At 66.1% G+C, this 25,761-nt stretch carries 21 protein-coding genes; 9 read left to right on the forward strand and 12 right to left on the reverse strand.

Annotated features, from left to right (window positions below; all coding sequences use genetic code 11):
- The first annotated feature begins 27 nt into the window (after positions 1-27).
- From RT513_RS09105 to RT513_RS09120, 4 genes are all read left to right on the forward strand, one after another.
- Positions 28-633 carry an alpha/beta hydrolase gene (locus RT513_RS09105; protein ID WP_290691468.1) on the forward strand — a complete coding sequence of 202 codons (606 nt, stop codon included), beginning with the start codon at positions 28-30 and terminating at the stop codon, positions 631-633.
- 123 nt (positions 634-756) lie between these two features.
- Positions 757-1,713 carry a bile acid:sodium symporter family protein gene (locus RT513_RS09110; protein WP_088213982.1) on the forward strand — a complete coding sequence of 319 codons (957 nt, stop codon included), beginning with the start codon at positions 757-759 and terminating at the stop codon, positions 1,711-1,713.
- Between the two features lie 56 nt (positions 1,714-1,769).
- Positions 1,770-2,399: a TetR/AcrR family transcriptional regulator gene (locus tag RT513_RS09115; RefSeq protein ID WP_290691471.1), complete on the forward strand. Its 630-nt coding sequence runs from the start codon at positions 1,770-1,772 to the stop codon at positions 2,397-2,399.
- A gap of 137 nt (positions 2,400-2,536) precedes the next feature.
- Entirely contained in the window at positions 2,537-4,966 is a 2,430-nt protein-coding gene (locus tag RT513_RS09120; protein WP_290691474.1) for a membrane-bound PQQ-dependent dehydrogenase, glucose/quinate/shikimate family, read from the forward strand.
- A gap of 56 nt (positions 4,967-5,022) precedes the next feature.
- Here the strand turns inward: RT513_RS09120 and cydX are convergent, their stop codons facing one another.
- The 5 genes from cydX to cydD form a co-directional block, all read right to left on the reverse strand.
- Positions 5,023-5,148 carry a cytochrome bd-I oxidase subunit CydX gene (gene cydX / locus RT513_RS09125; protein ID WP_088213979.1) on the reverse strand — a complete coding sequence of 42 codons (126 nt, stop codon included), beginning with the start codon at positions 5,146-5,148 and terminating at the stop codon, positions 5,023-5,025.
- 12 nt (positions 5,149-5,160) lie between these two features.
- On the reverse strand, positions 5,161-6,312 hold the full coding sequence (gene cydB / locus RT513_RS09130) for a cytochrome d ubiquinol oxidase subunit II (RefSeq protein WP_088213978.1): 1,152 nt from the start codon (positions 6,310-6,312) through the stop codon (positions 5,161-5,163).
- A 4-nt stretch (positions 6,313-6,316) separates the two neighbouring features.
- A complete protein-coding gene (locus tag RT513_RS09135) occupies positions 6,317-7,897 on the reverse strand; it encodes a cytochrome ubiquinol oxidase subunit I (protein WP_290691478.1) in 1,581 nt (526 codons plus the stop codon).
- A gap of 83 nt (positions 7,898-7,980) precedes the next feature.
- Positions 7,981-9,657, reverse strand: coding sequence for an amino acid ABC transporter ATP-binding/permease protein (locus tag RT513_RS09140; protein ID WP_290691480.1), 1,677 nt, complete (start codon positions 9,655-9,657; stop codon positions 7,981-7,983).
- The gene (gene cydD / locus RT513_RS09145) at positions 9,654-11,291 is read right to left on the reverse strand and encodes a thiol reductant ABC exporter subunit CydD (RefSeq protein ID WP_290691482.1); all 1,638 of its coding nucleotides are present in this window, start codon (positions 11,289-11,291) and stop codon (positions 9,654-9,656) included. Before cydD ends, RT513_RS09140 begins: the two co-directional genes overlap by 4 nt.
- A 183-nt stretch (positions 11,292-11,474) precedes the next feature.
- Here cydD and RT513_RS09150 point away from each other — a divergent pair, with 183 nt between their 5' ends.
- Genes RT513_RS09150 through RT513_RS09160 form a run of 3 tightly spaced genes read left to right on the forward strand, consistent with a single transcriptional unit; the run spans position 11,475 to position 15,578 of the window.
- The gene (locus tag RT513_RS09150) at positions 11,475-12,767 is read left to right on the forward strand and encodes a c-type cytochrome (RefSeq protein WP_313533930.1); all 1,293 of its coding nucleotides are present in this window, start codon (positions 11,475-11,477) and stop codon (positions 12,765-12,767) included.
- A 20-nt stretch (positions 12,768-12,787) separates the two neighbouring features.
- Entirely contained in the window at positions 12,788-13,258 is a 471-nt protein-coding gene (locus RT513_RS09155; RefSeq protein ID WP_290691487.1) for a (2Fe-2S)-binding protein, read from the forward strand.
- Complete coding sequence (locus RT513_RS09160; RefSeq protein WP_290691490.1) at positions 13,251-15,578, forward strand: xanthine dehydrogenase family protein molybdopterin-binding subunit; 2,328 nt, start codon at positions 13,251-13,253, stop codon at positions 15,576-15,578. The genes RT513_RS09155 and RT513_RS09160 overlap by 8 nt, the downstream gene beginning before the upstream one ends.
- Here RT513_RS09160 and RT513_RS09165 read toward each other — a convergent pair.
- Positions 15,575-17,809 (reverse strand): glycoside hydrolase family 3 N-terminal domain-containing protein, encoded by a 2,235-nt coding sequence (locus RT513_RS09165; protein WP_290691492.1) that lies wholly within the window; start codon positions 17,807-17,809, stop codon positions 15,575-15,577. The two genes, RT513_RS09160 and RT513_RS09165, sit on opposite strands and share 4 nt — an antisense overlap.
- A 273-nt stretch (positions 17,810-18,082) precedes the next feature.
- Between RT513_RS09165 and RT513_RS09170 the strand changes: the two genes are divergently transcribed.
- A complete protein-coding gene (locus RT513_RS09170) occupies positions 18,083-19,573 on the forward strand; it encodes an MDR family MFS transporter (RefSeq protein ID WP_290691494.1) in 1,491 nt (496 codons plus the stop codon).
- 9 nt (positions 19,574-19,582) lie between these two features.
- Here the strand turns inward: RT513_RS09170 and RT513_RS09175 are convergent, their stop codons facing one another.
- From RT513_RS09175 to RT513_RS09185, 3 genes are all read right to left on the reverse strand, one after another.
- Complete coding sequence (locus tag RT513_RS09175; protein ID WP_290691495.1) at positions 19,583-20,260, reverse strand: SDR family oxidoreductase; 678 nt, start codon at positions 20,258-20,260, stop codon at positions 19,583-19,585.
- A gap of 36 nt (positions 20,261-20,296) precedes the next feature.
- Positions 20,297-22,333 carry an NADH:flavin oxidoreductase gene (locus RT513_RS09180; RefSeq protein WP_290691497.1) on the reverse strand — a complete coding sequence of 679 codons (2,037 nt, stop codon included), beginning with the start codon at positions 22,331-22,333 and terminating at the stop codon, positions 20,297-20,299.
- A gap of 128 nt (positions 22,334-22,461) precedes the next feature.
- Positions 22,462-23,079 carry an NAD(P)-dependent oxidoreductase gene (locus RT513_RS09185; protein WP_290691499.1) on the reverse strand — a complete coding sequence of 206 codons (618 nt, stop codon included), beginning with the start codon at positions 23,077-23,079 and terminating at the stop codon, positions 22,462-22,464.
- A gap of 105 nt (positions 23,080-23,184) precedes the next feature.
- Between RT513_RS09185 and RT513_RS09190 the strand changes: the two genes are divergently transcribed.
- Positions 23,185-23,568, forward strand: a complete 384-nt coding sequence (locus RT513_RS09190; RefSeq protein ID WP_290691501.1) for a helix-turn-helix domain-containing protein — start codon at positions 23,185-23,187, stop codon at positions 23,566-23,568.
- 35 nt (positions 23,569-23,603) lie between these two features.
- On the opposite strand, the gene RT513_RS09195 is transcribed toward RT513_RS09190, so the two are convergent.
- The 3 genes from RT513_RS09195 to RT513_RS09205 all read right to left on the reverse strand — a co-directional run bounded on the left by RT513_RS09195 (position 23,604) and on the right by RT513_RS09205 (position 25,758).
- Entirely contained in the window at positions 23,604-24,005 is a 402-nt protein-coding gene (locus tag RT513_RS09195) for a type II toxin-antitoxin system VapC family toxin (RefSeq protein ID WP_088213966.1), read from the reverse strand.
- Positions 24,005-24,250: a type II toxin-antitoxin system Phd/YefM family antitoxin gene (locus RT513_RS09200; protein WP_088213965.1), complete on the reverse strand. Its 246-nt coding sequence runs from the start codon at positions 24,248-24,250 to the stop codon at positions 24,005-24,007. The genes RT513_RS09195 and RT513_RS09200 overlap by 1 nt, the downstream gene beginning before the upstream one ends.
- A 128-nt stretch (positions 24,251-24,378) precedes the next feature.
- A complete protein-coding gene (locus RT513_RS09205; RefSeq protein ID WP_290691504.1) occupies positions 24,379-25,758 on the reverse strand; it encodes an aspartate aminotransferase family protein in 1,380 nt (459 codons plus the stop codon).
- Positions 25,759-25,761: the final 3 nt, after the last annotated feature.

Consider the following 25,761-nt stretch of genomic DNA (forward strand, 5'->3'; position numbering starts at 1 on the left):
GCGCGCTCCACACGAAAGGAGCATTCCATGCCCCTCGACAGCTATCACCATATCGCCCGCGCTCCCGCCCCCGGCCAGCCGCTGGTGCTTGCCCTGCACGGCACCGGCGGGGACGAGCATCAGTTCGCCGAGCTGGTGGAGCAGATTCTGCCCGGCGCGGGCCTTGTCTCGCCCCGTGGCGATGTGTCCGAGCACGGGGCCGCGCGCTTCTTCCGCCGCACGGGAGAGGGCGTCTATGACATGGCCGACCTGGACCGGGCGACGGAAAAGATGGCGGCCTTCATCCGCCACCATCGCACAGCGCATCCAAATGCGGCGGTCTATGCCTTGGGCTATTCCAACGGGGCGAACATTCTTGCCTCCGTCTTGTTCCGGGCCCCGGAACTGCTGGACCGCACGGTACTCATGCATCCGTTGATCCCCTGGACACCCGAACCGAACGCCGGGCTCGCCGGACGCGAGGTACTGATCACCGCGGGCAGACGCGATCCGATCTGCCCCCTTGCCCAAACCGAACAGCTCGCCGGCTGGCTCAGGGGTCAAGGTGCGGATGTGGACCTTCAGTTGCATGATGGCGGCCACGAAGTGCGTCAGGAAGAAATATCGCGGCTAGCCGCGTTCCTGCGCTCCTGATCGGGACAGTCAGCAGGAAGGGGTCCGCCACAGCGGACCCTTTTGCCATGCGCCATGGCTTGCCTCCCGCGTGTAAAGCGCCTAACGCCCTCCGGAATAAAGTTGCGAGAGGGGGGAGACCTGATGAAAGCAATTGAACGTTTGTCCACCTTTGTGGGTAAGACATTCGCCCTCTGGGTGATCCTGTTTGCGGTGCTCGGCTTCCTGCTTCCCGATGTGTTCCGCCTTGTGACGCCGTGGATCGTCACGCTGCTCGCCATTATCATGTTCGGGATGGGGTTGACGATCTCGGCCGACGATTTTCGCGAAGTTGTCCGCCGCCCCTATGATGTCGGCGTAGGCGTGATCGGGCAGTTCCTCATCATGCCGCTGCTTGCGGTGCTGCTTACCAAGATCATCCCCATGCCGCCCGAGGTCGCGGCGGGTGTGATTCTCGTGGGGTGCTGCCCGGGCGGCACGTCCAGCAACGTGATGACCTATCTTTCCAAGGGCGATGTGGCGCTGTCGGTGGCCTGCACGAGCGTGACCACCCTGCTTGCGCCCGTAGTCACCCCTTTCCTCGTGTGGATGCTGGCAAGCGAATTCCTTCCCGTGGACGGCTGGGCGATGTTCTTGTCGATCGTGAAGGTCGTGCTGGTCCCCCTCGCCCTCGGCTTCGCGGCGCAGAAGATCATGCCCGGGCTCGTGCGCAAGGCCGTCCCCGCCCTGCCGCTTGTGAGCGTGATGGGCATCGTGCTCATCGTCGCGGCGGTCGTCGCGGCCTCCCGCGGCTCCATCCTCCAATCGGGCCTGATGATCTTTGCGGTCGTCGTCCTGCACAACGGGCTTGGCTACCTCATCGGCTTCTTCGCCGCCAAGGCGGCGGGTCTGTCGCTGGCCAAGCGCAAGGCGATCGCGATCGAAGTCGGGATGCAGAACTCCGGTCTTGGTGCTGCTCTGGCGACCGCCTACTTCTCGCCCCTCGCAGCCGTGCCGAGCGCGATCTTCAGCGTCTGGCACAATATCTCGGGCGCGCTGCTGGCGAATTATTTCGCCGGCAGAACCGACGAAGAAACCACCGCCAAAGCACGAAATGCCTGATCGGAGAACAGCGCCCCTCGCCGGGGGGCGCTTCTTCTGCTATCTTCCTATCCCTCATGCCGACCGATCCCTCGCTCCCCCGGCCTGCCACGCGCGGCCCAAGCCCTGCCAAGACCCAGCGGACCCAGACCGCAATTCTTGATGCAGCCATGGCGGAGTTTCTGGAATACGGCGTCGCGGGCGCACGTATGGACAGAATCGCGCGTCGCGCGGGAATGGCCAAGGGCACGCCCTACCGCTATTACCCCACGAAGGAGGCCCTGTTCGAGGGTGTTGTCGAGCGCGCGATGGACGAGCGGAACGCGCTCCGCGATACTCCGGTATTTCTGCCCGGAGAGACGCTGGGGCAACATTTTCGCCGTGTGATGCTGCCGGTTGCGGAACAGCTCGAGGCTTCCGGTCGCGCCTCGCTTGCGCGGCTGGTGGTCGCCGAAGGCGGCGCGTCGCGCTTTCTGGCCGAAACCTACTTTCGCAGCATCTACGAGCCCACCAACGCCTATATTTCCGCCGCGATCCGCATGGGCATTGCCCGTGGCGAAGTTTGTGACCCCCGGCTCGCGGAAAATCCCCAGCTGCTCGTCGCGCCTCTCTGGGTGGCGATGGTCGAAGGCGGGGTGCTGAATCCGGGCGGGGAAATCTCGGCGGTCCATCTGCTGGAGCTGCAGATCTCCCTGTTCTTTTCCTGACGCGGGCGGATCACGTTCAAGACGCGGGGTTGTGATAACCGCGACAACCTCATAAATGACCCATCAGTCATTTATGTTTGACGGAAGTCTCACCGCAGTCTCCCGATTGCGGTTCGAGCATTCGGAGGGTTGTCCCCGTGACACCGACAACAGAACGCCGCCATCGCGGCGCGGCGAGGGTCTTTGCGACCCTTTTCGTGCTGATCGGACTGGCCTACGTCTGGGGGGGCGCGCAGCTCGCGCTTCTGGGCGGATCACTCTATTTCCTTATCACCGGCCTTGCCGTGATCGTGTCCGGTATCCTTGTCTGGCGCGGCAACGCCTGGGCCGGATGGCTCTATGCCGTTATGCTCGCCTGGACCTATGTCTGGGCTGTCGGCGAGGTGGGGGTCGATTTCTGGACATTGCTGCCCCGCTTGTCAGGACCGTTCCTGTTCGGGCTGTTCTTCCTGACCCCTTGGTATCGCCGCGGCCTGATCTCGGGTCCGCGCCCCGCACTCCTGGGCCGCGCCGTAGTGGCTGGCTTTGCCCTCGCCCTGCTGGGTCTTTTCGGTTGGGGCTTCGCGCAAGGCGATATCCATGAGATCGCCGCGACGCGGCCCCTGCCGGAGGTAAAGGCCAACTATGTCCCGGACACACCCGAGGGCGAATGGCACCATTATGGAAACGACCAGCATGGCACGCGTTTTTCGCCTCTGGAGCAGATCACCCCGGAAAACGTCCGGGATCTGCAAGTCGCCTGGACCTATCGCACCGGAGATTACCCACCACCCGAAGGACCGGTGCGGCGTCTGCAGGCCACTCCGCTGAAGATCGGACGCTCGCTCTATCTCTGCACGGCGCGGAACGACATCGTCTCGCTCGACGAGGAAACCGGGCAGGAAAACTGGCGCTTCAACAGCCATACCGACCTGACGGGTGTGACCGGCTCGGCCGCCTGTCGGGGTGTGGCCTATTATCAGGCGCCCGAAAGCGAGGTTCCGGCCGGGGCCGCATGCGCGGCGCGCATCATTGGCGGAACGGTGGACGCGCGCCTTCTGGCGATCGATGCGGCGACCGGCGAGCCTTGTGCGGACTTCGGCCAGAACGGCCAGGTCGATCTCAAACAGGGTCTCGGCCATGTCATCCCCGGTTACTCCTATGTTTCCTCCGCCCCGCAGGTCGTGCGCGGACGGGTGGTGATCGGCGGCTGGATCTCTGACGGCCAGATGACGGATGAACCTTCGGGCGTGATCCGCGCCTTCGACGCGGTTACCGGCGCGTTCGACTGGGCATTCGACATGGGCCGCCCGGAAGACCACTCCATGCCCGCGGAGGGGGAGGAGTTCACGCGCGGCACGCCGAACTCATGGGCGCCGATCTCAGCCGATGATGAGCTGGGGCTGGTCTATATGCCGACCGGCAACGCGACGCCGGACTATTGGGGCGGCCACCGCCGCGACTTCGACAACCGCTACTCCGGCTCGATCCTCGCTCTCGACGCGGAAACCGGAGCGCTTCGCTGGCATTTCCAGACCATTCACTACGATGTCTGGGACATGGATGTCGGCTCTCAGCCAAGCCTCGTCGATCTTCAGATCGGAGGGGAAACCGTTCCAGCTCTTGTGCAGCTCACCAAGCGCGGGCAGAATTTCGTTCTCGACCGCCGCACAGGCGAGCCGATCTACGCGGTTCAGGAGCGCCCGGTTCCGCAAGGCGGCGCAGAGGCCGAGCGGATTTCCCCGACCCAGCCCTTCTCCGTTGAGATGCCGGAGTTTTCGGGCATCGATCCGAAAAAACCCCTCGGTGTTGACGAAACGGACATGTGGGGAGCGACACCCTTCGATCTGATGTGGTGCCGCATCCGCTTCCGCGAGGCCCGCTGGGACGGGCCGCTCACCCCTCCGGGCGAGGATCCCGTGTTCTTCTTCCCCGGCTCGCTCGGCGGTAACAACTGGGGTTCGGGCTCCTTCGACCCGGAGCGCAAGATCCTTGTCGCGAACTGGAACCGGGTGCCCATGTACCTGCGGCTGATGCCCCGGCCGGAAGCGGATGCGGCGGGTCTCAGGGCTGCCGATGGCCGTCCAGGTGTCAGCGTGGGCGGAGCGGTCCCGCAGGAGGGCACGCCCTATGCCGCGGACCTGAAACCCTTCATGTCGCCCTTGGGGGCCCCTTGCCTCGCACCGCCATACGGCCTTGTGACAGCGGTTGACCTCACGACGAAAGAGGTGCTCTGGCAGCGCCGCTCGGGCACGGCCGAGGACAGCGGTGTAACCATTGCGGGCAGCACCATCCGCTCGCGCCTGCCGATCAGCCTGGGCGTTCCGGGGCTTGGGGGATCCATCACCACGAAGTCGGGGCTCGTGTTCATCGCGGCCTCGGGGGAGCAGTCGCTCCGCGCGATGGACCTCGAGACGGGTGATATCCTGTGGAAAGGACGCCTGCCGGCGGGCGGTAATGCGACCCCGATGACCTATCTCTCGGAGGAGAGCGGGCGGCAGTTCGTGGTCATCGCGGCGGGGGGGCATAACCTCATGCAGACGCAACCGGGCGACTACCTCGTCGCCTATGCCCTGCCGAAGCAGTAACACGCTGCGACCGACGAAGCCGGCCCGGATCGCTTCGGGCCGGCTTTCTCATGGCGTCAGCGCCGGTTGCGGCCGTCGTCCAGCGTCTCGCGACCGTCCTCGAGTATCTCGAACCACATTGCATTCAGCACGGCAAAGGTAACGGCCAGCGGCAGGCCGAGTATCCAGGCGAAGTACCACATATTCCGATCCTTTCAGTAAGCGTGGCTGTCGCCGGTCACATCCTCTTTCTCCACCTTGCCCCAGAGCAGCTTGTAGGCCCAGGCGGTGTAGAGGGCGATGATCGGCAGGAAGACCACCGTGACCACCAGCATGATGAACAGCGTCAGGTGGCTTGAGGATGAATCCCATACGGTTATGCTCGCCCCCGGCATTTCGGAGGAGGGCAGGATGAACGGGAACATGGAAAGCCCGACGGAGGAGATCACTCCGAAGATCGAAAGCTTGCTCAGCAGAAGCACCCCGACCTCCCGCTTCGCCGCGATCATGCCCAGAACGCCGAGCGCGCCCACGACGCCCGCTACAGGGGCGATCAGCATCCACGGATGGGCGGCGTAGTTGGTGAACCAGGCGCCCGCATAGACCTCCACCGTCTTGGCCAGCGGGTTGGAAGGCCCGTTCTCGGGGAAGGTGCTCGTGACCACATAGCCGTCGATGAAGGCCCAGAGCAGCAGCCCGCCAAGGGCGTAGAGCAGCAGCGTCGCTATCGCCGCCCATGTGCCGAACCGCCGTGCCCGCGCCTGCACCGGCCCCGTAGTCTTCACGATGAGCCACGCTGCGCCGTGCATGGCGAGCATCGCGACTGACAGCACGCCGCAGAGCAGCGCATAGGGGTTCAGCAGGCCGATGAACCAGCCGTCGTAATAGATGCGCATGTCCGGGCCGAACCGGAAGGGCACCCCTTGAAGCACGTTGCCCACCGCTACGCCGAAGATGAGCGCAGGCACGAAACCCCCGATGAACAACGCCCAGTCCCAGTTGTAGCGCCAGGTCAGACTCTCCCGCTTCGAACGATATTTGAAGCCGACGGGCCTTAGGATGAGCGCGAACAGGATCGCAAACATCGCGAGGTAGAAGCCCGAGAACGAGACCGCGTAGAGCGGCGGCCAGGCAGCGAAGATCGCGCCGCCGCCCAGGATCAGCCACACCTGGTTACCCTCCCAGACCGGCCCGACCGTGTTGATGACGATGCGCCGCTCGACATCGTTCTGACCCGCGAAGGGCAGGAGCATCCCCACGCCCAGGTCGAACCCGTCCGAAAGCGCAAAGCCGATCAGAAGGACGCCCAGAAGAACCCACCAGATGAGGCGGAGCGCGTCGTAGCTTAGCAAATCATGCAGGATCATGGCATCACTCCGCTGGCGTCACGATGGGTTTCGGGATGAGCGGCGCCTCCGGCTCGTAATCCGGCTGCGGGCCCTTGCGGATGGCGGCCAGCATGAGTTTGACCTCGATCACGATCAGCGTGGCATAGATCAGAGTGAACCCGATGACCGTCATCAACACCGTTCCGGCCGACAGGTCGGAGACGCTGAGGAATACCGGCAATACCCCTTCGACTGCCCAGGGCTGACGGCCGTATTCGGCCAGGATCCAGCCGCATTCCGCCGCAATCCAAGGCAAAACCATCGCCCAGACCGCCACTTTCAGCAACCAGGGGTGCCGATCTAGCGATCGCCTCGTGCTCATCACGAAGAAGGTGCCCATCAGCAGGATGTTGAAGAACCCGACAGCCACCATGATCCTGAAGACCCAGAACAGCACCGGCACGTTGGGCACCGTGCTCCAGGCCGCGCGGTCGATCTCATCCTCCGTCGCCAGCCGCGGATCGTCGATATACTGCTTGAGCAGCAGCGCATATCCGAGATCGTCCTCCCTCTCGGCGAAGGAAACACGCGCCGCACCGGAAGCGGCCGCGTCAGGCTCTGCCCGGATGGTCTGGAGCGCGTCATAGGCGATCATGCCCGACCGGATCCGCTCCTTCGCATGTTCGACAAGATCGAGGATCCCCGGAATTTCGGTGGTGAGCGAGCGCGTGCCGATCAGCCCCATGACCCACGGGATACGGATCGCGTAACGGTTCTCCCTTGCCTCCATGTCGGGGATGGCGAACAGGGTGAAGGGAGCGGGCGCAGGTTCCGTTTCCCACATGCCTTCCAGCGCCGCCATCTTCATCTTCTGATGCTCGGAGGTGAGATAGCCCGACTCGTCGCCGAGCACCACGACCGACAGCGCAGCCGCAAGCCCGAAGGAGGCCGCGATGGTGATCGACCGTTTGGCGACGGCGACGTGCCAGCCGCGCAGCAGATACCAGGCCGACACTCCCAGCACGAAGACCGACGCCACGACATAGCCCGCAGAAACGGTATGCACGAACCGCGCCTGCGCGACGGGGTTCATCAGCACCTCGAAGAAGCTGCCGACCTCCATCCGCATCGTATCGGGGTTGAAATGCGCCCCCACCGGGTTCTGCATCCAGCCATTGGCGATAAGGATCCAAAGGGCCGAGAAGTTGGAGCCGATCGCGACGCAATAGGTTGCGATGAGGTGGCCCACCTTCGACATCTTGTCCCAGCCGAAGAAGAACAGACCGACAAAGGTCGCCTCCAGAAAGAACGCCATCAGCCCCTCGATGGCCAATGGCGCGCCGAAGATGTCGCCGACGTAATGGCTGTAATAACTCCAGTTCATGCCGAACTGGAATTCCATCACGATGCCGGTCGCCACGCCGAGCGCGAAGTTGATGCCGAAGAGCGTGCCCCAGAACTTGGTCATCTGGCGCCAGATCACTCGGCCCGTCATGACATAGACGGTCTCCATGGCGGCAAGCATGACGGACAGGCCAAGCGTGAGCGGCACGAACAGGAAGTGGTAGAGCGCCGTCAGGGCGAATTGCAGGCGCGAGAGGGTAACGACGTCAAAAAAATCCATGGCTGGCCTTTCCGGGCGAGCTCTTGCTCCGTTCCAAGGCGTCCGCGGCGCGCGGGCGTCGGTCTGGCAGGGGCGCGGCCGTCCTAATCGGGACGCAGCGCCGAAAGGGCGGCGGTATAGCCCGCCTCCCCTGGCCGATGGATGCGGGCGATCCGGCCCTCCTCCATCGCGATCAGCAGGTCGGCGCCGTCCGCCTCCCGCTGCACATGGGTCACGATCACCATTGTGTGACCGGACCGGTGCAATTCAAGCCGCTGGGCGATATCCCGTGCCGTTGTTGCATCTATGCCCTCCGTCGGCTCGTCGAGCAGCCAGAGCGGCGCGGGCCGGAGAAACAGCCGTGCGAGGGCCAGCCGGCGGGCCTCTCCGCCAGACAGGCCGATACCCCCCTCGCCCAGCGGAAAGGCAAGGCGAGCGGTGAAGCGGTGGAGCCCTGCGTCCTCCAGCCCGCGGACCAGCGCCGCGTCATCGGCGCAGGGGGCAGCAAGGCGGAGGTTATCGGCGAGGCTGTCCTGAAAAAGCTCGTTCCGCTGGGTCAGCAAGGTAGACGGCAGGGCGGCCACCTCTCCCCGCCTCGCCCGGATCTCCCCCGCGAGCAGCAGAAGAAGCGTCGATTTACCCGCCCCTGACGGGCCGATGACGGCGGCCTTCTCCCCCCTCCGCAGGGTCAGTGTGATGTCATGCAGCGTTTCCCCGCGCGTGACGGGACCAGCGGCAACATGCCGCAACACCACGGCCTGCCCATCAGGCGGGAGGGGAAGCGGCGCAGGCGAAGGCAGCATCCCCAACCGGGGGCCAAGCCGCCGCGCCGCCACCCGCGCGCGGGAAGCCTCAGCGCCCACCCGCCGCAACGCGGCCAGCGGATCACCTGCCGCCACGGCCAGCAGAATGCAGAAAGCCGCCACCGGCACACCGATACGGTTTTCCGCCACCATCCCTGCAACGGCGAGTGTCACAGCCGCGATCAGCACGGCGCTGAGGGCGGTCGCGCCAACGCCGGCAGCGACCTCGACGCGATTGGCACGGTCGTCCGCGCGCCCCAGTGCGTCATCCAAAACGGCAATACGTTCGCATTCTGCCGCAAGACGGCCGGTCATCGCGTAATCCGCCTGATTTCGCACAAGCGTGATCACATGGCCGCGCAAACCCTCCAGCCATCGGCTGCGCGCATATATCGCGGATGACCCCGCCCGGAGCGAGAGCAGCGGAATGATCGCCACCGCCGCCATGAGCACGATGAAGGCGCCAACACCCAGCACCGGCGAGACCAGCGACAATGCCAGCCCGACCGCCAGCCCCGCCAAGCCCGCCGCCGCCAGCGGGACGGCAACCCGCAGATAAAGGGAATCCAGCGCTTCGCTGTCGGCGCTGATCCGAAAAAGCAGGCGCGAGGGGCGGGTGGCAAGCGCGCCTGCAGCCTCGGCAGGGCTCCACCCCCGGAACAGGCGCACCCGCAGCTCCGCCAGCGCGCCCAGCGTCGCGCCGTGGGTCACCAGCCGCTCACCATAGCGGGCCACGGTGCGGAGAACGGCGAGCAGACGAATTCCCGCGGCAGGCATCAGGACACCGAAGCTCAGCGCCGTTGCCGTCGACAACCCCGCGAGCGCCGTCGCGGTGATGAACCATCCCGAAAGACCCAGCAGCGCGACACCCGCCAGAGCCGTAACCGCGGCAAGCCCTGCGCCGAGCAGAAGCCGCCGTTCCCGCCCTGCGGCAAGCGCGCGAACCACCGGGGCAAAGTCCTTGCGCATACGGGTCATGCCGCAGCCTCACTGCTTGCGGGAGCCATCGCGATGGTGCGGTCCAGCCGCGCGACAAGCCGGGGATCATGGGTGGCGACGATGAGCGTGCGGCCGCGGGCAAGCCTCAGTAATCCCTCCGTCACTGCATCCGCGGTCGCTCTGTCCAGATGGGCGGTTGGTTCGTCCGCGAGGATCAGGCCCGCAGGCGATGCGGCGGCGCGCGCCAGCGCCAGGCGCATCACCTCCCCGCCGGAGAGCCCTGCGCCGTCCTCACCAAGCGGCGTGCCACCGCGCAACGCGGCGAGGCGCGACAGCCCGGCCAATGACAGCGCCGCGGCGACGTCCTCATCGGAGATCTCCCGGCCTGCCCGCACATTCTCGGCGAGCGACAGCGGAAGAAGGTGCGGCTCCTGCCCCAGCCATGCCATCCCCGCGCGCAACGTCGCGGCGCCCTCCCCCGCCATGGGCACCCCGCCCAGGAGCACCCGGCCGGAGGCAAGCGGCACGAGACCCGCGATCAGGCCGATGGCAGTGGACTTGCCGGACCCGCTTGGCCCGGTCAGGGCGACGTGCTCACCCGCCGCCACGCTGAAGCTTACCGGGCGGCTGTCCTCCCGGGCGGGCTGTGCTGCTTCCAGCAGTACCGAGGGCGGTTTCACCTCCTCCCCCGACCGGATGGGCCGGGACAGAGCACCGGCGAACGTCATCCCGGAGTGGACAAGCCCGTCCAGCTTGTCGAGCGCCGCCTCCCCTGCCGCCCGATCGTGCCACACCGCCGCCAGGTCCCGCATCGGTTCGAAGAACGCGGGCGCAAGCAGCAGAATGAACATCCCTTCCGGCAGCGAAAGCCGTGCCCCCCAAGCCCCGAAGGGCAACGCTCCCAACAGGTGAAAGCCCACATAGACCGCCACCATCGCCACCCCGAGAGCCGAAAAAAGCTCCAGCACCGCGGAGGAAAGAAACGCGATCCGCAGCACTGCCATGGTCCGGTCCCGAAGATCGCCCGCCATCGCGGCCAGCCGGGCCTCCGCCCCACCCACGGCGCCCAACCCCCGGATCGTCGCCATGCCGCGCAGCCTGTCGAGCAGGAAACCGTTGAACGTGCCGACTGCGCCCAGTTGTGCCTCGCTCGCCGCCTTTGCCCGCCAGCCGATCAGCGCCATGAACAGCGGGATGACCGGGAGCGCGATGAGCAGCGCCAGCGCCGCCAGCCACGACAGCGGAAAGATCACCAGAAAGATCGCCACCGGCACCACCGTCGCCCGGAACCGCGCGGGGCGGAAGCGGCTTAGGTAGGGCACGATCAGTTCGGCCTGCTCGGCCAGCGCACTTGCCGCGAGCCCGGAGGAGGGGCGCGCCGCATCGAACGGGGCATGGCCGGCCAGCAAGGTGACCACCCGCGACCGGAGCCCGGACAGTTCCGCCCTGGCCGCGCGAAAGGCCAGCCGCTCCGACAGCGCCTGAACACCCGCCTGGACAAGGCGGAGAACCACAAAGCCCGCAACCGGCAGGAGAACGTCGCCGGAACCGGCCGCCATCCGCCCGATGCACACCGCAAGCAGCGCCGCCTGCGGCAACCACAGAAGTGACGCCAGCGTGGAGAGCGCCGAGGCCGCAGTGATCCTGTTCTTGTTCGGCAGAGTTTCCGTCATGGCGGACCGCCTCGTATGGACGTGTGTGATCTTCACACTAACCTTGAGGCGGAGGAAGGACTTATTCCGCCGACATAATGCCGCAGGCGGCGGAGAGGCTACTTTCAAAGTGGATTGCACTCGCCCGCAGCGGGTGAGAAGATGACTGGACCCAGCGGAAGCGAGGCGAAAATGATTGGGCGCGTGCTCGGTGGACTTGCGGCGATCGCTGTGGTGGGCGCGATCGGCTTCGGTATCTACGCCTGGCATCCAGCCATCGCGCCGGTGGCAAGGCCCGCGCCGGACAGCTTCGACCCGGCACTGGTTGAAAAAGGCCGAATTCTCGCTGCGGCCGGCTATTGCGCGACCTGCCACACCGCCTCCCGCGATGCGGCGCCCTATGCGGGCAACTACGCGATGAAGACGGATTTCGGCACGATCTACTCCAGCAACATCACGCCGGAGCCGGAGACCGGGATCGGCACATGGTCTGAAGCGGCCTTCGCCCGCGCCATGCGCCAAGGTATCGGGCAAAAGGGGGAGCATCTCTTTCCCGCCTTTCCCTACGACCATTTCTCCCGCATCACGGATGCTGATATCTCGGCGCTCTATGCCTATATCATGAGCAGTGTGCCGCCGGTGAAGGCCGTGAAGCAGACGAATGAGCTGCCCTTCCCGCTCGACCTGCGGTTCCTTCAGGCTGGCTGGAAGCTCCTCTTTGCGGATCTGCATCCCTTTGTGCCCGACCCCGGAAAACCCGTAGAATGGAACCGTGGCGCCTATCTGGCGGAAGGCATCGCCCATTGCGGCGCCTGCCACACGCCGCGCAACAGTCTTGGCGCGGAGCAGAAGGCCGCGCAGTATGAGGGCGCGCCCATCGACAACTGGTATGCACCGCCCCTGACCGCGCGGAACCCCGCGGGCGTTCCCTGGCGCGCGGCGGACTTTCACGACTACCTCGCAACCGGGGCGACCACCTATCACGGCGCGGCTGCGGGGCCGATGGCGCCCGTGGTGCATGCGGGGATCCGTGAGCTCCCCGACAGCGACCTCTGGGCCATCGGCATCTATCTGGGCGATATCGTCGGCGCCCCTCCCGCGGATGAAGGGCAGAGCCCCGCCGTTCTCGCCGCGTTGCAGGCAGAGGCGCCGCAGGCGGACTACCGGCTTCAGGAAGGGCAGCGTCTCTATGCGACGGCCTGCGCCTCCTGTCACTACAACAGCGGGGAGATCGTGAAGGGGCGGCCCGATCTGGGCATCAACTCCTCCACGCGGCTCTCCGATCCGGCCAACCTGATCCACGTGATCCTTGACGGGCTGCGCGCCGATCAGGGAATGACGGGCATCGTCATGCCCGCCTTCGGCCATGCGCTTGATGACGGTCAGGTGGCCGCCATCGCCGCCTATCTGCGCGCGACCCGCACGACGGAACGTCCTTGGCCCGATCTGGAAAAGGCCGTGGCGCGTATCCGTGCGGAGCCGCCGCTTGCACATTGAACGGGTCAGGAGGTGACCAGATGACCAAGTTCACCCTGAACGGACAGCCGGTGACAGTGGATGCCGAGGATGACACCCCGCTCCTCTGGGTGATCCGTGACATCGCCGGGCTTACCGGGACGAAGTTCGGCTGCGGGATCGGCATGTGCGGGGCCTGTACCGTGCATGTCGGCGGGCGCGCGACGCGATCCTGCATCACGCCGCTTTCGTCGGTGGAAGGCACGGAGATCACGACGATCGAGGGTTTGCACCCCGACGGCACCCATCCCGTGCAGAAGGCATGGCGGACAATCCGCGTGCCCCAGTGCGGCTACTGCCAGCCCGGCCAGATCATGCAGGCAGCGGCCTTTCTGAAAGACATCCCCGACCCGACCGATGCCGACATAGACGCGGTGATGACGGGCAATCTGTGCCGCTGCATGACCTATGTCCGCATCCGCAAGGCCATCCGCGCGGCTGCGGCCGAACTCCGGGAGACGACCAATGGGTAACCTTCGTCTTCCGCCGCGGGGAGAGGGCATCCGTGGCCTGACCCGGCGCGGTTTCCTCATCACCATGACAGCCGCGGGCGTCACTTTCGGCTATGCCCGCCACGCATTCGCCGCGATGGACCCGGCCCAGCCGGATGGGGTGCCGGTGCCGCCCGTGGGCGCCGTCTTCGAGCCGACGATCTGGTACACGATCGACAGTCAGGGAAAGGTGGAGGTCAACATCATCCGGGCGGAGATGGGCCAGCATGTCGGCACCGCCATCGCCCGGATCCTCGCGGACGAACTGGACGTTCCGTGGGCGGATGTGCGCATCACCCATGTGGACAGCGCCGCGAAATGGGGCATGATGGTGACGGGCGGAAGCTGGTCCGTCGCACAGAGCTGGGGAATATACCGGCAGGCGGGCGCCGCCGGGCGCACCGCCCTGACCGAAGCCGCCGCCGCCCGCTGGAACGTATCTCCGGCAGATTGCGTGGCGCGGGAGGGGCGCGTGACCTCCGGCGCTAATTCCCTTTCCTACGGGGAACTGATCTCGGACGGCATCACGCGCGCTTTCACGGAGGATGAGCTGAAGGCGCTGCCGCTGAAGCCCGTCGGCGATCTGCGGCTTGTCGGTCAGGATGTCGAGGCGCTGGACATTCCGAACAAGATCACCGGCAAGACGATCTTCGGCATCGACGCGAAGATCGACGGCGCGGTCTGGGCTGCACCCATCCTGCCGCCGACGCGCGTCGGCTCCAAGGTCAAGGCCGTTGACGACAGCGCCGCAAAGGCGGTGAAGGGCTATCAGCAGACCATCACGCTCGACGATGCCTCCGGGACCGTTCCGGGATGGGTCATGGTCATCGCCTCAAGCCACCTTGCCGCGCAAAGGGCGGCGGCACAGGTCAAGGTCACCTGGGACGCGGGGCCGACCGCCAAGGTGACGGAGGGCGATATTCTCGACCACGCGCGCAAGCTCATCGCGGACGGGAAAACCGGTGCGATCCTCGACACGGGTGACAGCGACACGGCCCCCGCCTTTGCCGCTGGGGCGGACAAACTGGAGGCGGAATATACCACGGCGACCGTGCTTCACTTCCAGCTGGAGCCCCTGAATGCCGCCGCCTTCCGCAACGCCGACGGCATCTGGGAGATCCATACCGGCAACCAGTGGCAGTCGTTGATCCTGCCAAGCCTCGCCGCCGCGCTCGGCGAGCCGGCGGACCGGATCGTGATGCGCACCTACATGCTGGGCGGCGGATTCGGACGGCGGCTGAACGGCGACTATGCCGTTCCGGTCGCGCTCGCCTCCAAGGCGCTGAACGGCAAACCGGTCAAGATGATCATGACGCGCGAACAGGACGTGCTGTTCGACAGCCCCCGCTCCGCCTCCGTGCAGCGTGTGGCCATGGCCTTCGACACGCAGGGGCAGGTCACCGCGATGGAGCATGACGCGGCCGCCGGCTGGCCGACACAGGTGATGGCACCCCCTGCCTTGCCCAAGGCCGCGAATGGGGAACCCTACGATCCCTTTGCGATTTCCGGCGCCGACCATTGGTACAGCGTGGGCAAGCAGAAGGTCCGCGCGATTTCCAACGATCTTGCCAATGCCACCTTCCGGCCTGGCTGGCTCCGGTCTGTCGGGCCGGGCTGGACGATCTGGGCGGTGGAGAGTTTCATGGATGAGGCGGCCCACAAGCTCGGCCGTGATCCGCTTGAGTTCCGCCTGTCGCTGCTCCGGCCGGAGGGAAGGAACGCGGGGAGCGCGCCGCTTGCGGTGGGCGGTGCCTCGCGGCAGGCAGCCGCGCTCCGCCGTGCGGCAGAGATGATCGGCTGGGGCAGCGAAATGCCGGCCGATACCGGCATCGGCCTTGCGACCAGCTTCGGGCAGGAGCGTGACATGCCGACATGGGTGGGCTGCGGCGCGCGTGTGCACGTGGACCGCAAAACCGGCTATGTCAGGGTAGAGAAGCTCGCAATCGCCACGGATGCCGGCATCATCGTAGACCCGGATGGCGCGATGGCCCAGACGGAGGGCGCAACTCTTTGGGGTCTGTCCATGGCGCTCTATGAGGGGACGGAGTTCGAGGGCGGAAATGTGCGCGATCACAACCTCGATACCTATACACCGCTCAGGATGATCGACACGCCGGAGATCGACATCGCCTTCCTGCCCAGTACGGAAGCCCCCGTGGGGCTGGGAGAGCCGGCAACCACGGTCGTGGCTCCGGCCATCGGCAATGCGATCTTCAACGCGGTCGGTATCCGAATGCGGCACCTGCCCATCATGCCGGACGCCATTCTGGCCGCTCTCGGCCAGACGGCACAGAAAACCTAATCGAGACGGAAGGCGGCGGCGACGCCGCTTTCCGCATTGGGCGCGATCCACAGATCGAACCAGCCCGGATCGGCGGTGGGCTGCATGTCCGGCCCGAGATAGGCCAGTTCACCCACCCCCAGATCAAAGCTCACCTCAACCGCGCCGCCTGCGGGTACGGTGACATTCCTGAAGGCCTTCAGCAGTCGCCGTGGTTGCACCACCTGGGCGGCCCTGTCGCGCAGGTAAAGCTGGGCCACCTCCTCCGCATCCCGGGCCCCGTCATTGACCAGCCGCGCCGTGGCCGTAAGCCGACCGCCTGCCATCAGCCGCTCCGCCGACAACCGGGGCGGCTCATAGCGGACCGACCCGTAGGTCAGACCATGTCCGAAGGGATAGAGCGCGCCATCGGGCAGGTTGCGATAATGCGCGGTATAGGCCTGATCCGCTGCCTGCGCGGGCCGGCCCGTGGACAGGCGCGCGTAGTAGAAGGGCTGCTGCCCCGTCCTGAGCGGAAAGCTCACCGGCAGGCGACCGGACGGGGCGGCCGAGCCGAACAGCAGGTCAGCCACGGCATTCCCCTCCTCCTGCCCCAGAAACCATGTGACCATGATGGCATCGGCCTCTGCCACACTGCCGGTCAGGGCCAGGGCGCGCCCGGTTTTGAGCAGGACCACAACGGGCCGACCGGCCTGCATGACGGCCTCGACCAGCGCAGCCTGCTGCGGCGGCAGGTCGATTTCGGTGCGGGAATGACCCTCGGCGGACATCCACTGGCTTTCCCCCACCGCCAGCAGGACGACATCCGCGGCGCCTGCCGCAGCAACCGCCGCGTCGATGCCGCCCGGCAGGTCGCTCTCGATCCCGGAGCCGGGGACCACGGTCAGCCGGCCGGGATCGGCGATGGCTGCGCGAATACCGGCCTCCAGCGTGACCGCATGCTCCCGCTCACCGAAGATCGACCACGGGCCGAGCACGTTGTCCGCATCTGTGCCGAAAGGGCCGATCAGCGCGAGCCGAAGATCGGGGCGAAGCGGCAGCAGCCCCCCCTCGTTCCTGAGCAGAACGACAGAGCGGCGCGCCGCCTCCCGCGCCAGCGCGACATGGGCGGGCGCGCGGACCACCCGCGCCTCCCGTTCCGAATCCATCCCCCGCCACGGATCGTCGAACAGTCCGAGCGCCTCCTTCACCCGCAGGACGCGGCGCACCGCATCATCCAGCCGGGCCATCGGCACCACGCCTTCCGCCACCAGCTCCGGCAGGTAACGCTGGTAGAGGCGGCTGTTCATCGACATGTCCACTCCCGCCAGAAAGGCCAGACGCACCGCATCGCGCGCGTCCTCTGCAAAACCATGCGAGACAAGCTCCGCATCGGCGGTGTAATCGGACACGACATAGCCGCGGAAACCCCATTCCCGCCGCAGCACCTGTTGCAGCAGCCAAGGGTCGGCAGTGGCTGGGATCCCGTTGACCGTATTGAACCCGCACATCACGGAGCACGCGCCCGCGTCGAACGCAGCCCGGAAGGGCGGCAGATACACCTCTCTCAGCACCCGCTCCGACAGCTCCGCCCCCGCATAATCCAGCCCGCCTTCCGCCGCGCCATAGGCCGCGAAGTGCTTCGGCGTGGCGACGAGGGAGGAGGCGTCCCGCAGATCGTCTCCCTGAAACCCGCGCACCCGGGCTGCAGCGAAAAGGCGACCGAGAAGGACGTCCTCTCCCGCCCCCTCCACCACGCGGCCCCAGCGTTGATCCCGCGCGATATCCACCATCGGGGCATAGGTCTGATGGATGCCGGAAGCGCCCGCTTCCGTTGCGGCGGCGCGGGCCGTGCGGGCGGCGAGATCGGGATCCCAGCTGGCCGTCTCCGCCAGCGGCACGGGAAAAATCGTCCGCAACCCGTGAATGACATCGGCGGCCAGCAGCAGCGGTATGCCCAGCCGGCTTTCCTGCACGGCCAGACGCTGGGCATACCGCGCCTGCGCCGCGCCGATTCCGTTGAAAAGCGCGCCGATCCGGCCCTCACGGATCTCCTGCGCCACGGCCTGCTGGCCGGGATCGAAGGCGTCGGGATTGACGTTTCCCGGCCGCCAGCGGAACGGGTCGTTGACGAGCGTCAGTTGCCCCGCCTTTTCCTCCAGGGTCATACGGTCCAGCAGTGTCTCGATCCGCTGCGCCTCGCCCCGTGCGGGAACAACCGAAAGCAGCACCGGCATCGCGGCCCCAGCCAGAAGAAGATCACGCCGGCTCATTCGGAGGCTCATGGTTTCGCTGTTCAGGGAGGTCCGTCGCGATTTAGACCTCACGCGCGCCGCTTGGCAAGCCTCGCCCCATGCTCGCCCCATGCTCGCCATGGGCCACGTCCATATGGGCCACGTCCCTGCTCTGCGGCGCTGACGCACGGCTGCACCCGCCACGTCGCACCTTGCCGAGAGGCAAAAATGCCGCATGTTGTCGCAGGGTGGATTGCCTCTCGCCGTCGTCAGGCTTAACCCGCCCCCAATATCTCCATAGCGGAAAAGCCGATGAGCGATACCACAGTCGCAGCTCCCTCCGATCTGCCCCCGGCGGCGCTGCTGCCGCATTCGCGCAAGATGACGATCTTTGCTCTCCTGATGCTCACGATCTTCATGGCGATGCTTGACGTGCAAGTGGTTTCCACGGCGCTGCCCGCGATCGTCAGTGACCTGCACGGGGCAGAGCGGATCGGCTGGATCACCGCCGCCTACATGCTTGCCCAATGTGCCACCATGCCGATCTACGGCAAGCTCGGCGACATGTTCGGCAGGAAGCCCGTGCTGTTGTTTGCCGTTGTGCTGTTCCTCGTCGGCTCCTTCGCCTGCGGCCTCGCGCCGGACATAAACTGGCTGATCGCGGCCCGCGTTCTCCAAGGGCTTGGCGGCGGTGGCGTCATGGTCAGCGTCTTTTCGGTGAACGCCGACCTTTTCGAGCCGCGGGAACGGGCGAAGTATCAAAGCTTCACCAGCCTCGTGCTCATGTGCGCGGCTTCCATCGGCCCGGCGCTTGGCGGAACGCTCACGCAGATATGGGGCTGGCGCAGCATCTTCCTCATCAACCTTCCGATCGGCGCGGTGGTGATGCTGGGTCTTACCATCCTGCTGCCGCGGCGGCGCAAATACATGCGACGCAAGATCGACGTGGCGGGGGCGGTGACGCTGACAATCGCCATCATCAGCATCGTCATGCTCGCGGACGTGCAGCAGGTGTTCGAGGGACACGCGGCCCTCGGCGCGGCGGGGCTTGCAACGCTTGCGATCGTGAGCATCCTGCTTTGGGTGCGGTTCGAGCGGCGGGCGGCGGAACCGATCATCCCGCTGTCTCTCTTTCAGAGCCGCAGCTTCCCGCTTCTCCTCCTCATCGGGGCGGCGAACGGGGCCATCGCCATCGGTCTCGTGAATTATCACGCGATCTATCTTCAGCTTTCGACAGGTCTCGCCCCCGCGAAAGCGGGCCTGTTCTTCATCGCGATCACCTGCGGCATGGCCATAGGCTCGCTCATCGCGGGGCAGGTCATCTCCCGGACGGGACGGCTGCGGGAACTGTTGTTGATCGGCATGGGCTTTGCCTCGCTCGGGCTGTGCGTATTGGCCTATCTCCCGGCGGGGCAAACTTCCTATGGGGTGGTGGGCGCCGTCATGATGGCAATCGGCTTTTCCAATGGGCTCGTCCAGCAGTCGCCGGTGATCGGCGTTCAGGCAGAGGCGCCGCGCAAGGATGTAGGCGCCGCGACAGGGGCCGTTACGCTCGTCCGCATCGCCGGGGCGGCCGTCGCGGTTTCCATCTACGGCGCGATCGTGTCGGCCCATCTGGAGAGCGCCGGTTCCCCCGGGCTGGAAGGCCTGCGGGCCGAGGTCGCGGGTGGAGGTCCGGGGGCGCTCGCGGCGGAGGCGCTCGTCTCGACGACCTATCACACGCTTTACCTCACCTCTGCCACCATTGCTCTCGCAGGGCTGATCCTTGCGATCCTGCTGCCCCGGAAGCGGCTGGCGGGTTAGCAGGGCAGGTCAGTCCTCGTAGATCATCTTCCGGGTCATGCCGCCGTCAAGCACCAGAACCTGACCGGTCATGAACCCGGCAGAAGCAAGATATAGGACCGCCTCCGCTACATCCGCAGGCGTTCCCACCCGCCCCGCCGGATGCTGGGCATGGTCGCGCGGGCCAAGGCCGGCACCTTCCGCGATCCATCCAGGTGCAATCGCATTCACCCGGATACGCGGGCCAAGGCTCACGGCAAGCGCGTGGGTCAGCGCGATCAACGCGCCCTTGGACGCGGCATAAGGTTCGGTCTCCGGCTCCGACATGACGGCGCGGGTGGACGCCATGTTGACGATGGACCCGCCCGCCCGAAGCCGGGGAATGGCCGCCCGCGTGACAAGAAAGGCTCCGGTCAGATGGCTGTCCACCACCCGCCGCCATTCGGCAAGCGACATCTCCGCCAGAGGCCCGCCATAGGGTTTCGCGATCCCGGCGTTGTTCACCAGCAGGTCGATCTCGTCCCAGCCCAGCATTTCGAAAGCCGCTGCGACGGAACCCTCGTCCGTCACGTCGCAGATCACCTGCTGCGCCGCGCCCGCCCCCTCCCGAAGGTCGAGTGAGGCGACATCCCACCCTGCCGAGGCCAGAGCCTCGCAGAGTCCCGTGCCGATGAGGCCGGCACCCCCTGTCACGATCGCGCGTTTCATGGGCGGGAGATAGCGCTTCCTCCCGCCGCTGCCAGCTCAGATCAGCCGCACCAGCCGCAGCGCATCATGGATGGCCGCGTGAACATTCCGCGCGGCCACAGCATCGCCGATCCGGTAAAGCCGGTAACTCCCGGAGGCGTTCGCGACGATCCTCTGCGGCGCACCCGTGACAAGCGCCGCGTAATCCACGGCACCCCCGTTCAGCGACCCCGGCTTCAGCGCGAAGTAGATGTCATCAAGGGGTCGTGTGCCATGGTTGACGACAACCTGATCCACCCGCCGCTCCTGCACCGCGTCGCCATAATCGCTGCCCAGCCGCGCGATAAGGCCGTTCCCGTCACGCGACACCTCCTGAACGCGCCAGGTCACGGTCATGACCGCGCCTGCCTTCTGCAGGGACCGCACGTAGGGGACGAGGTTCATGCTCATCACCTCCGGGGCGACGTTCCGGTCGGGGAACACGATCTCCACCTGCCCGCCGTTTCTGGCGATCATGTCTGCGGCCTGCAATCCGGCATGGTCGCCCGCATCGTCGTAGATCAGCACGTTCCGTCCCGGTGCCGCGTCGCCCGACAGGATATCCCAGGCAGAGACGGTCAGGTCATCGCCCCTGGCAAGGACGGGGCCGTCCGGCATTCCCCCGGTCGCCACGACCACCACATCGGGCCGGGTTTCCGCCACGGTCTCCGCTTCGGCATAGGTGTTGAAACGGAAGCTGACACCCCGCCGCTCGCATTCCGCCATACGCCATCCGATGACGGAGAGCATCTCCCGCCGCCGCTCGCTGCGCGCGGCAAGGCGGAGCTGCCCGCCGGGTTGGGCGGCTGCTTCCAGCACGGTCACCGCATGACCCCGCTCCGCCGCCACCCGCGCCGCTTCCAGACCCCCGGGGCCTGCGCCGACCACGGTCACGCGCAGCGGGTGCTCCGACGGCGCGATGCGATGCGGAAGCTCGATCTCGCGCCCGGAGGAGGGGTTGTGCAGGCAGAGCGCCATGCCACCCTGATAGATGCGGTCGAGGCAATAGTTCGCCCCGACACAGGGACGGATGCGTTCCTCCTCCCCCGCCAGCAGTTTGGCCACCAGATGCGGGTCGGCCAGATGGGCCCGCGTCATCCCGACCATGTCGAGCGCGCCGCTCGCCACCGCGTGCCGCGCCGTGGCAAGGTCCGGTATCCGCGCGGCGTGAAACACCGGAAGCCCGGTCGCCGCCCGGATACGGGCCGCGAAATCCAGATGCGGCGCCGCGGGCATGCCCTGTATGGGAATGACATCGGTCAGGCCCGGATCGGTGTCGATATGCCCCCGGATGACGTTGAGGAAATCGACCATGCCGGAGGCCGTCAGCCGCTCCGCGATCCGAAGGCCCATCTCGCCGTCGATCCCGCCGGGCAGCCGCTCGTCAAAAGTCGCCCGCAGCCCCACGATGAACTCCGGGCCGCAGCGCCTTCGGATCTCCGACAGCACATCGAAGGTCAGCCGGAGGCGGTTGTCCAGATCGCCGCCATAAGGCGCCTCCAGCGTATTCGTCAGCGGCGACCAGAACTGGTCGAGCAGGTGGCCGTAGCATTCGAGTTCGATCCCGTCGAGACCCGCCGCCTGCATCCGCTCCGCCGCGTCGGCATAATCTCCGATGATCCGCGCGATGTCCCACTCCTCGACACGCTTCGGAAATGCCCGGTGCGCCGCCTCCCGCTCCCCGCCGGAGGAGACGACGGGCAGCCAGTCCCCCTGGTCCCACCGTGTCCGGCGCCCCAGATGGGTGAGCTGGATCATCACCGCGGCCCCTGCCTCATGGCATTCATCGGCCAGCTCGCGCATCCACGGCACGACCTCATCCTTCCAGGCGAGAATGTTGTTGAACGCAGGCGGGCTGTCGCGTGAAACGGAGGCCGATCCGGCGGTCATCGTCAGGGCCACACCCGCCCGCGCCCGCTCGCCGTGATAGGCGCGATAACGCGCCTTCGGCATGCCGTCCTCGGCATAGGCGGGTTCGTGGCTGGTGATGAGGATGCGGTTGCGAAGCGTGAGATGCTTCAACTGGTAAGGCTGGAGGAGCGGATCGTTGGACATCATGACCTCTGGCTATCGGCCACAGGCTTCTCCCAAATCCCCTCGCAGGCAAGCACTGAACTGCCGTTGGCGCGCATGTGATTGCCCGTGGGCAGCAGGGTGTTGCCCCGCCGCGCCGGCCCGCCCTTTCAGTAGGCGATGGTGAAGCGGGCGCGGCTGTGGTGCGGAGTATCCACCTCATCCAGCAGGGCGACAGCGAAATCCTCATAGGAAATCCTGCTTTCCCCCGCCGCATCGACCAGCAACTGATCCCCGCCAAGGCGGAACGTCCCGGTCCGCTCCCCGGGGCCAAACATCGCGGCGGGAGAGAGGAAGCTCCAGTCCACATCCGTCACGCCCCGCAACGTGTCGAGGAAATCGGCACCCGGCAGCGCCTCGGACTTGTAGGCATCCGGGAATTCCGGCGTATCGACCAACCGCTTTCCGGGAGCGACCTCCAGCGACCCTGCCCCTCCCACGACCAGCAGCCGCGGAATGCCCGCCTCCCGCACGAGGGCCAGCACCTGATCCGCCGTCACATCGGCAAACCGTGCGGCGCTGATGAGCAAGTCGGTGCCGGCAAGGGATTTCGCCAGCGCATCCGTCTGCGCCGTCACATCGCCCTGCACGAAAGTCACACCCTGGGGAAGCGCTTTCGCCGGCGCCTTGCGGCCGATGACGGTGACCGAATGGCCGCGCCGCAGCGCTTCCGCCACCAGCCCTTGTCCGACATTCCCCGTGCCGCCCAGAATAGCAATCTGCGCCATGATCCGTCTCCATATGGTAACAAAACGTAACCTGCATATTGACGCAAACGGGAGACAGGCTCAAGAAGGGCCAACAACGTTGCAAGGTAACCTTGGAGACCCCCGATGACGCTCCACCGATCCACAGCCATCTATGCACCTGACTGTCCCGTCCGGGACGTTCTCGACAGGTTGGGCGATCGGTGGAGCACGCTGATCCTTCAGCATCTGGCCGAAAGACCCCTCCGGTTTTCGGAACTGCTCCGCGCGATCGACGATGTCTCCAAGCGCATGCTTTCCCGCACCCTGCGCGCGCTCGAGGAAGACGGGCTGATTACCCGCACCGTCTATCCGCTGAAGCCGCCCGCAGTGGAATATGCGCTCACCCCCTTGGGAGAGAGCTTTCTGCCGCATATTGAGGGATTGGTCCGCTGGGCCGGGGAACACCATACTGCCATCCGCGCGGCCCGCGCGGCCTTCCAGCAGGCGCGGGAGGAAACGCTGGTCTGATCAGAGGGCTGGCCTGATCCAAAGGGCCGGTATGATCAGAAAGGGTTGTCCAGCCGCACGCCCGTCGGCAGAAAATCCGCGACATTGCCTGTCACCACCACCGCATCGCGAGCCAGTGCGCTCGCGGCGATCATCAGATCGGCCCCGTCATGGCCGATCTCCGCCGAAAGCCGCCCCCAGATCAGCGCATCCTCCGCACCGAAGGGCAGGATCCGGTCGGAGAACAGCAGGACCGTGCGCTCCACCCAGTCGCGAAGGTCGGCGGCAAAGGCGGGGTTCCGCGCCTCCTGCCGACGGATGCCGCGCTCGATCTCCCCCAGCGTGATGACGGAGAGGAACAGCTCCTCCTCCGGTCGGGCCGCCAGCCAACGCGCGACCTGCGGGGCCCTGTCCGGTCGTCGCACGGCGGAGATGACATTGGTATCGAGGAGATACATCAGAAGTCCACGTCGCGCGGCCTGACCTTCGGGCGTGAGACATCCTCCAGCCCGGGAAAATCCAGCAAATGCGACACGAAACTCCGCCGTCCCGCCTGCGCATCACGGACCAGACGCTGATATTCAGAAGCGGAAAGGACGACGACCGCGGGCTTCCCGCGACGGCTCACCTCCTGAGGGCGCCCGGAAAGCGCGGCGTCCACCACAGCGCTGAACCGGTTCTTTGCATCCTGTAGCGTCCACATGACACACCTGTCTAGCTATCTGGCTAGATAGATAGGACAAATGGTGCGCAAAGTCAAAGCCCGTGCGTGCTTTGAGCCGGGGCATCGAGCCCCGCCCCAAAGCGCTGCCGCGGACAAGACAGACGGGATCAGCCAAAGACCTTCGTCAGCGCCACGTCTATCGCGTCGGTGATCCGATCGATATCATCGGGCGTGGCGATCAGCGCGGGGCTGAGACAGAGCGTATTGTTCAGCCCCGGCAGCGACCGGTTCGTCACCCCGATGATGACACCCTGCGCATTGGCCTCCGCCACGACCCGCTGGGCCAGCTTTTCGTCCACCGGCTCCTTCGTCTTCCGGTCGGCGACCAGTTCCGCGCCCTGGAACAAGCCCTTGCCACGCACGTCCCCCACGACGGCATGCTTCTCCTTCAGCGCCTCCAGGTTGGCCATCAGCCGGCCCCCCATGGCAAGCGTGTTGTCCAGAAGCTGTTCGTCTTCGATGATCCGCATGTTCTCAAGCGCGGCAGCGGGGCCGGAGGCGCAGCCGCCGAAGGTGGAGATGTCGCGGAAATAGGACAGGGGATCGGCGGGATCGTCCTTGAACAGATCGAACACCGCCTCCGTCGTCACGGTGCAGGAGATGGCGGCATAGCCGGACGCGACACCCTTGGCCATCGTCACGAAGTCGGGCTCCACCCCGTAGTTCTGATAGCCGAACCACGTGCCCGTCCGGCCAAGACCGCAGACCACCTCGTCGATATGCAGCAGCACGTCATACTTACGGCAGATTTCCTGCACGCGCTCCCAATAGCCCTCCGGCGCCACGATCACCCCGCCCCCCGCGGTGATCGGCTCCAGGCAGAGCAGGCCCACCGTGTCCGGCCCTTCGCGCAGGATCACTTCCTCGATGGCATCGGCGGCCCGCTGGCCGTAGTTCTCGACATCCCATTGCTTGCGGTATTCAAGGCAATGCGGCACCTGCACGAACCCCTCCGGGAAGGGGCCGTAGAGCGCCGCGCGCTCCGGCTGCCCGGCGGAGGCCAGCGCACCGATGGTGGTGCCGTGATAATCGCGCTCCCGATAAAGGATCTTGTTCTTGCGGCCCTTGTGATGGCGCGCCGAGATCTGGCGGACCATCTTGAACACCTTCTCGTTCGCCTCGGAGCCGGAGTTCGAGTAATAGACCCGCGTCAGACCGGGCATCTTCTCGATCAGCTTTTCGGCGAACAGCGAACCGGGAATGGACCCCGCCGACTGCGCAAAATAGTTCATGCGGATCAGCTGGTCGCGCACGGCATTGGCAATGCTCTCCCGACCGTAGCCGACGTTGACCGTCCACACGCCGCCGGAGACGGCATCCAGAAACTCCCGCCCCGCCGCGTCCCAGACGCGCATCCCCTTGCCTTCCACGATGATGCGCGGATCGGCCGTTTCCAGCGCCTTGTGCTGCAACAGGTGGTGCCAGACATGGGCACGGTCGGTTTCGATCACATGGGAGAGATCGTTCTGAGAGAAGGGCAGGTTCATGGG

It is taken from the genome of Haematobacter sp. (genome assembly GCF_032102465.1).
Classification (GTDB): domain Bacteria; phylum Pseudomonadota; class Alphaproteobacteria; order Rhodobacterales; family Rhodobacteraceae; genus Haematobacter.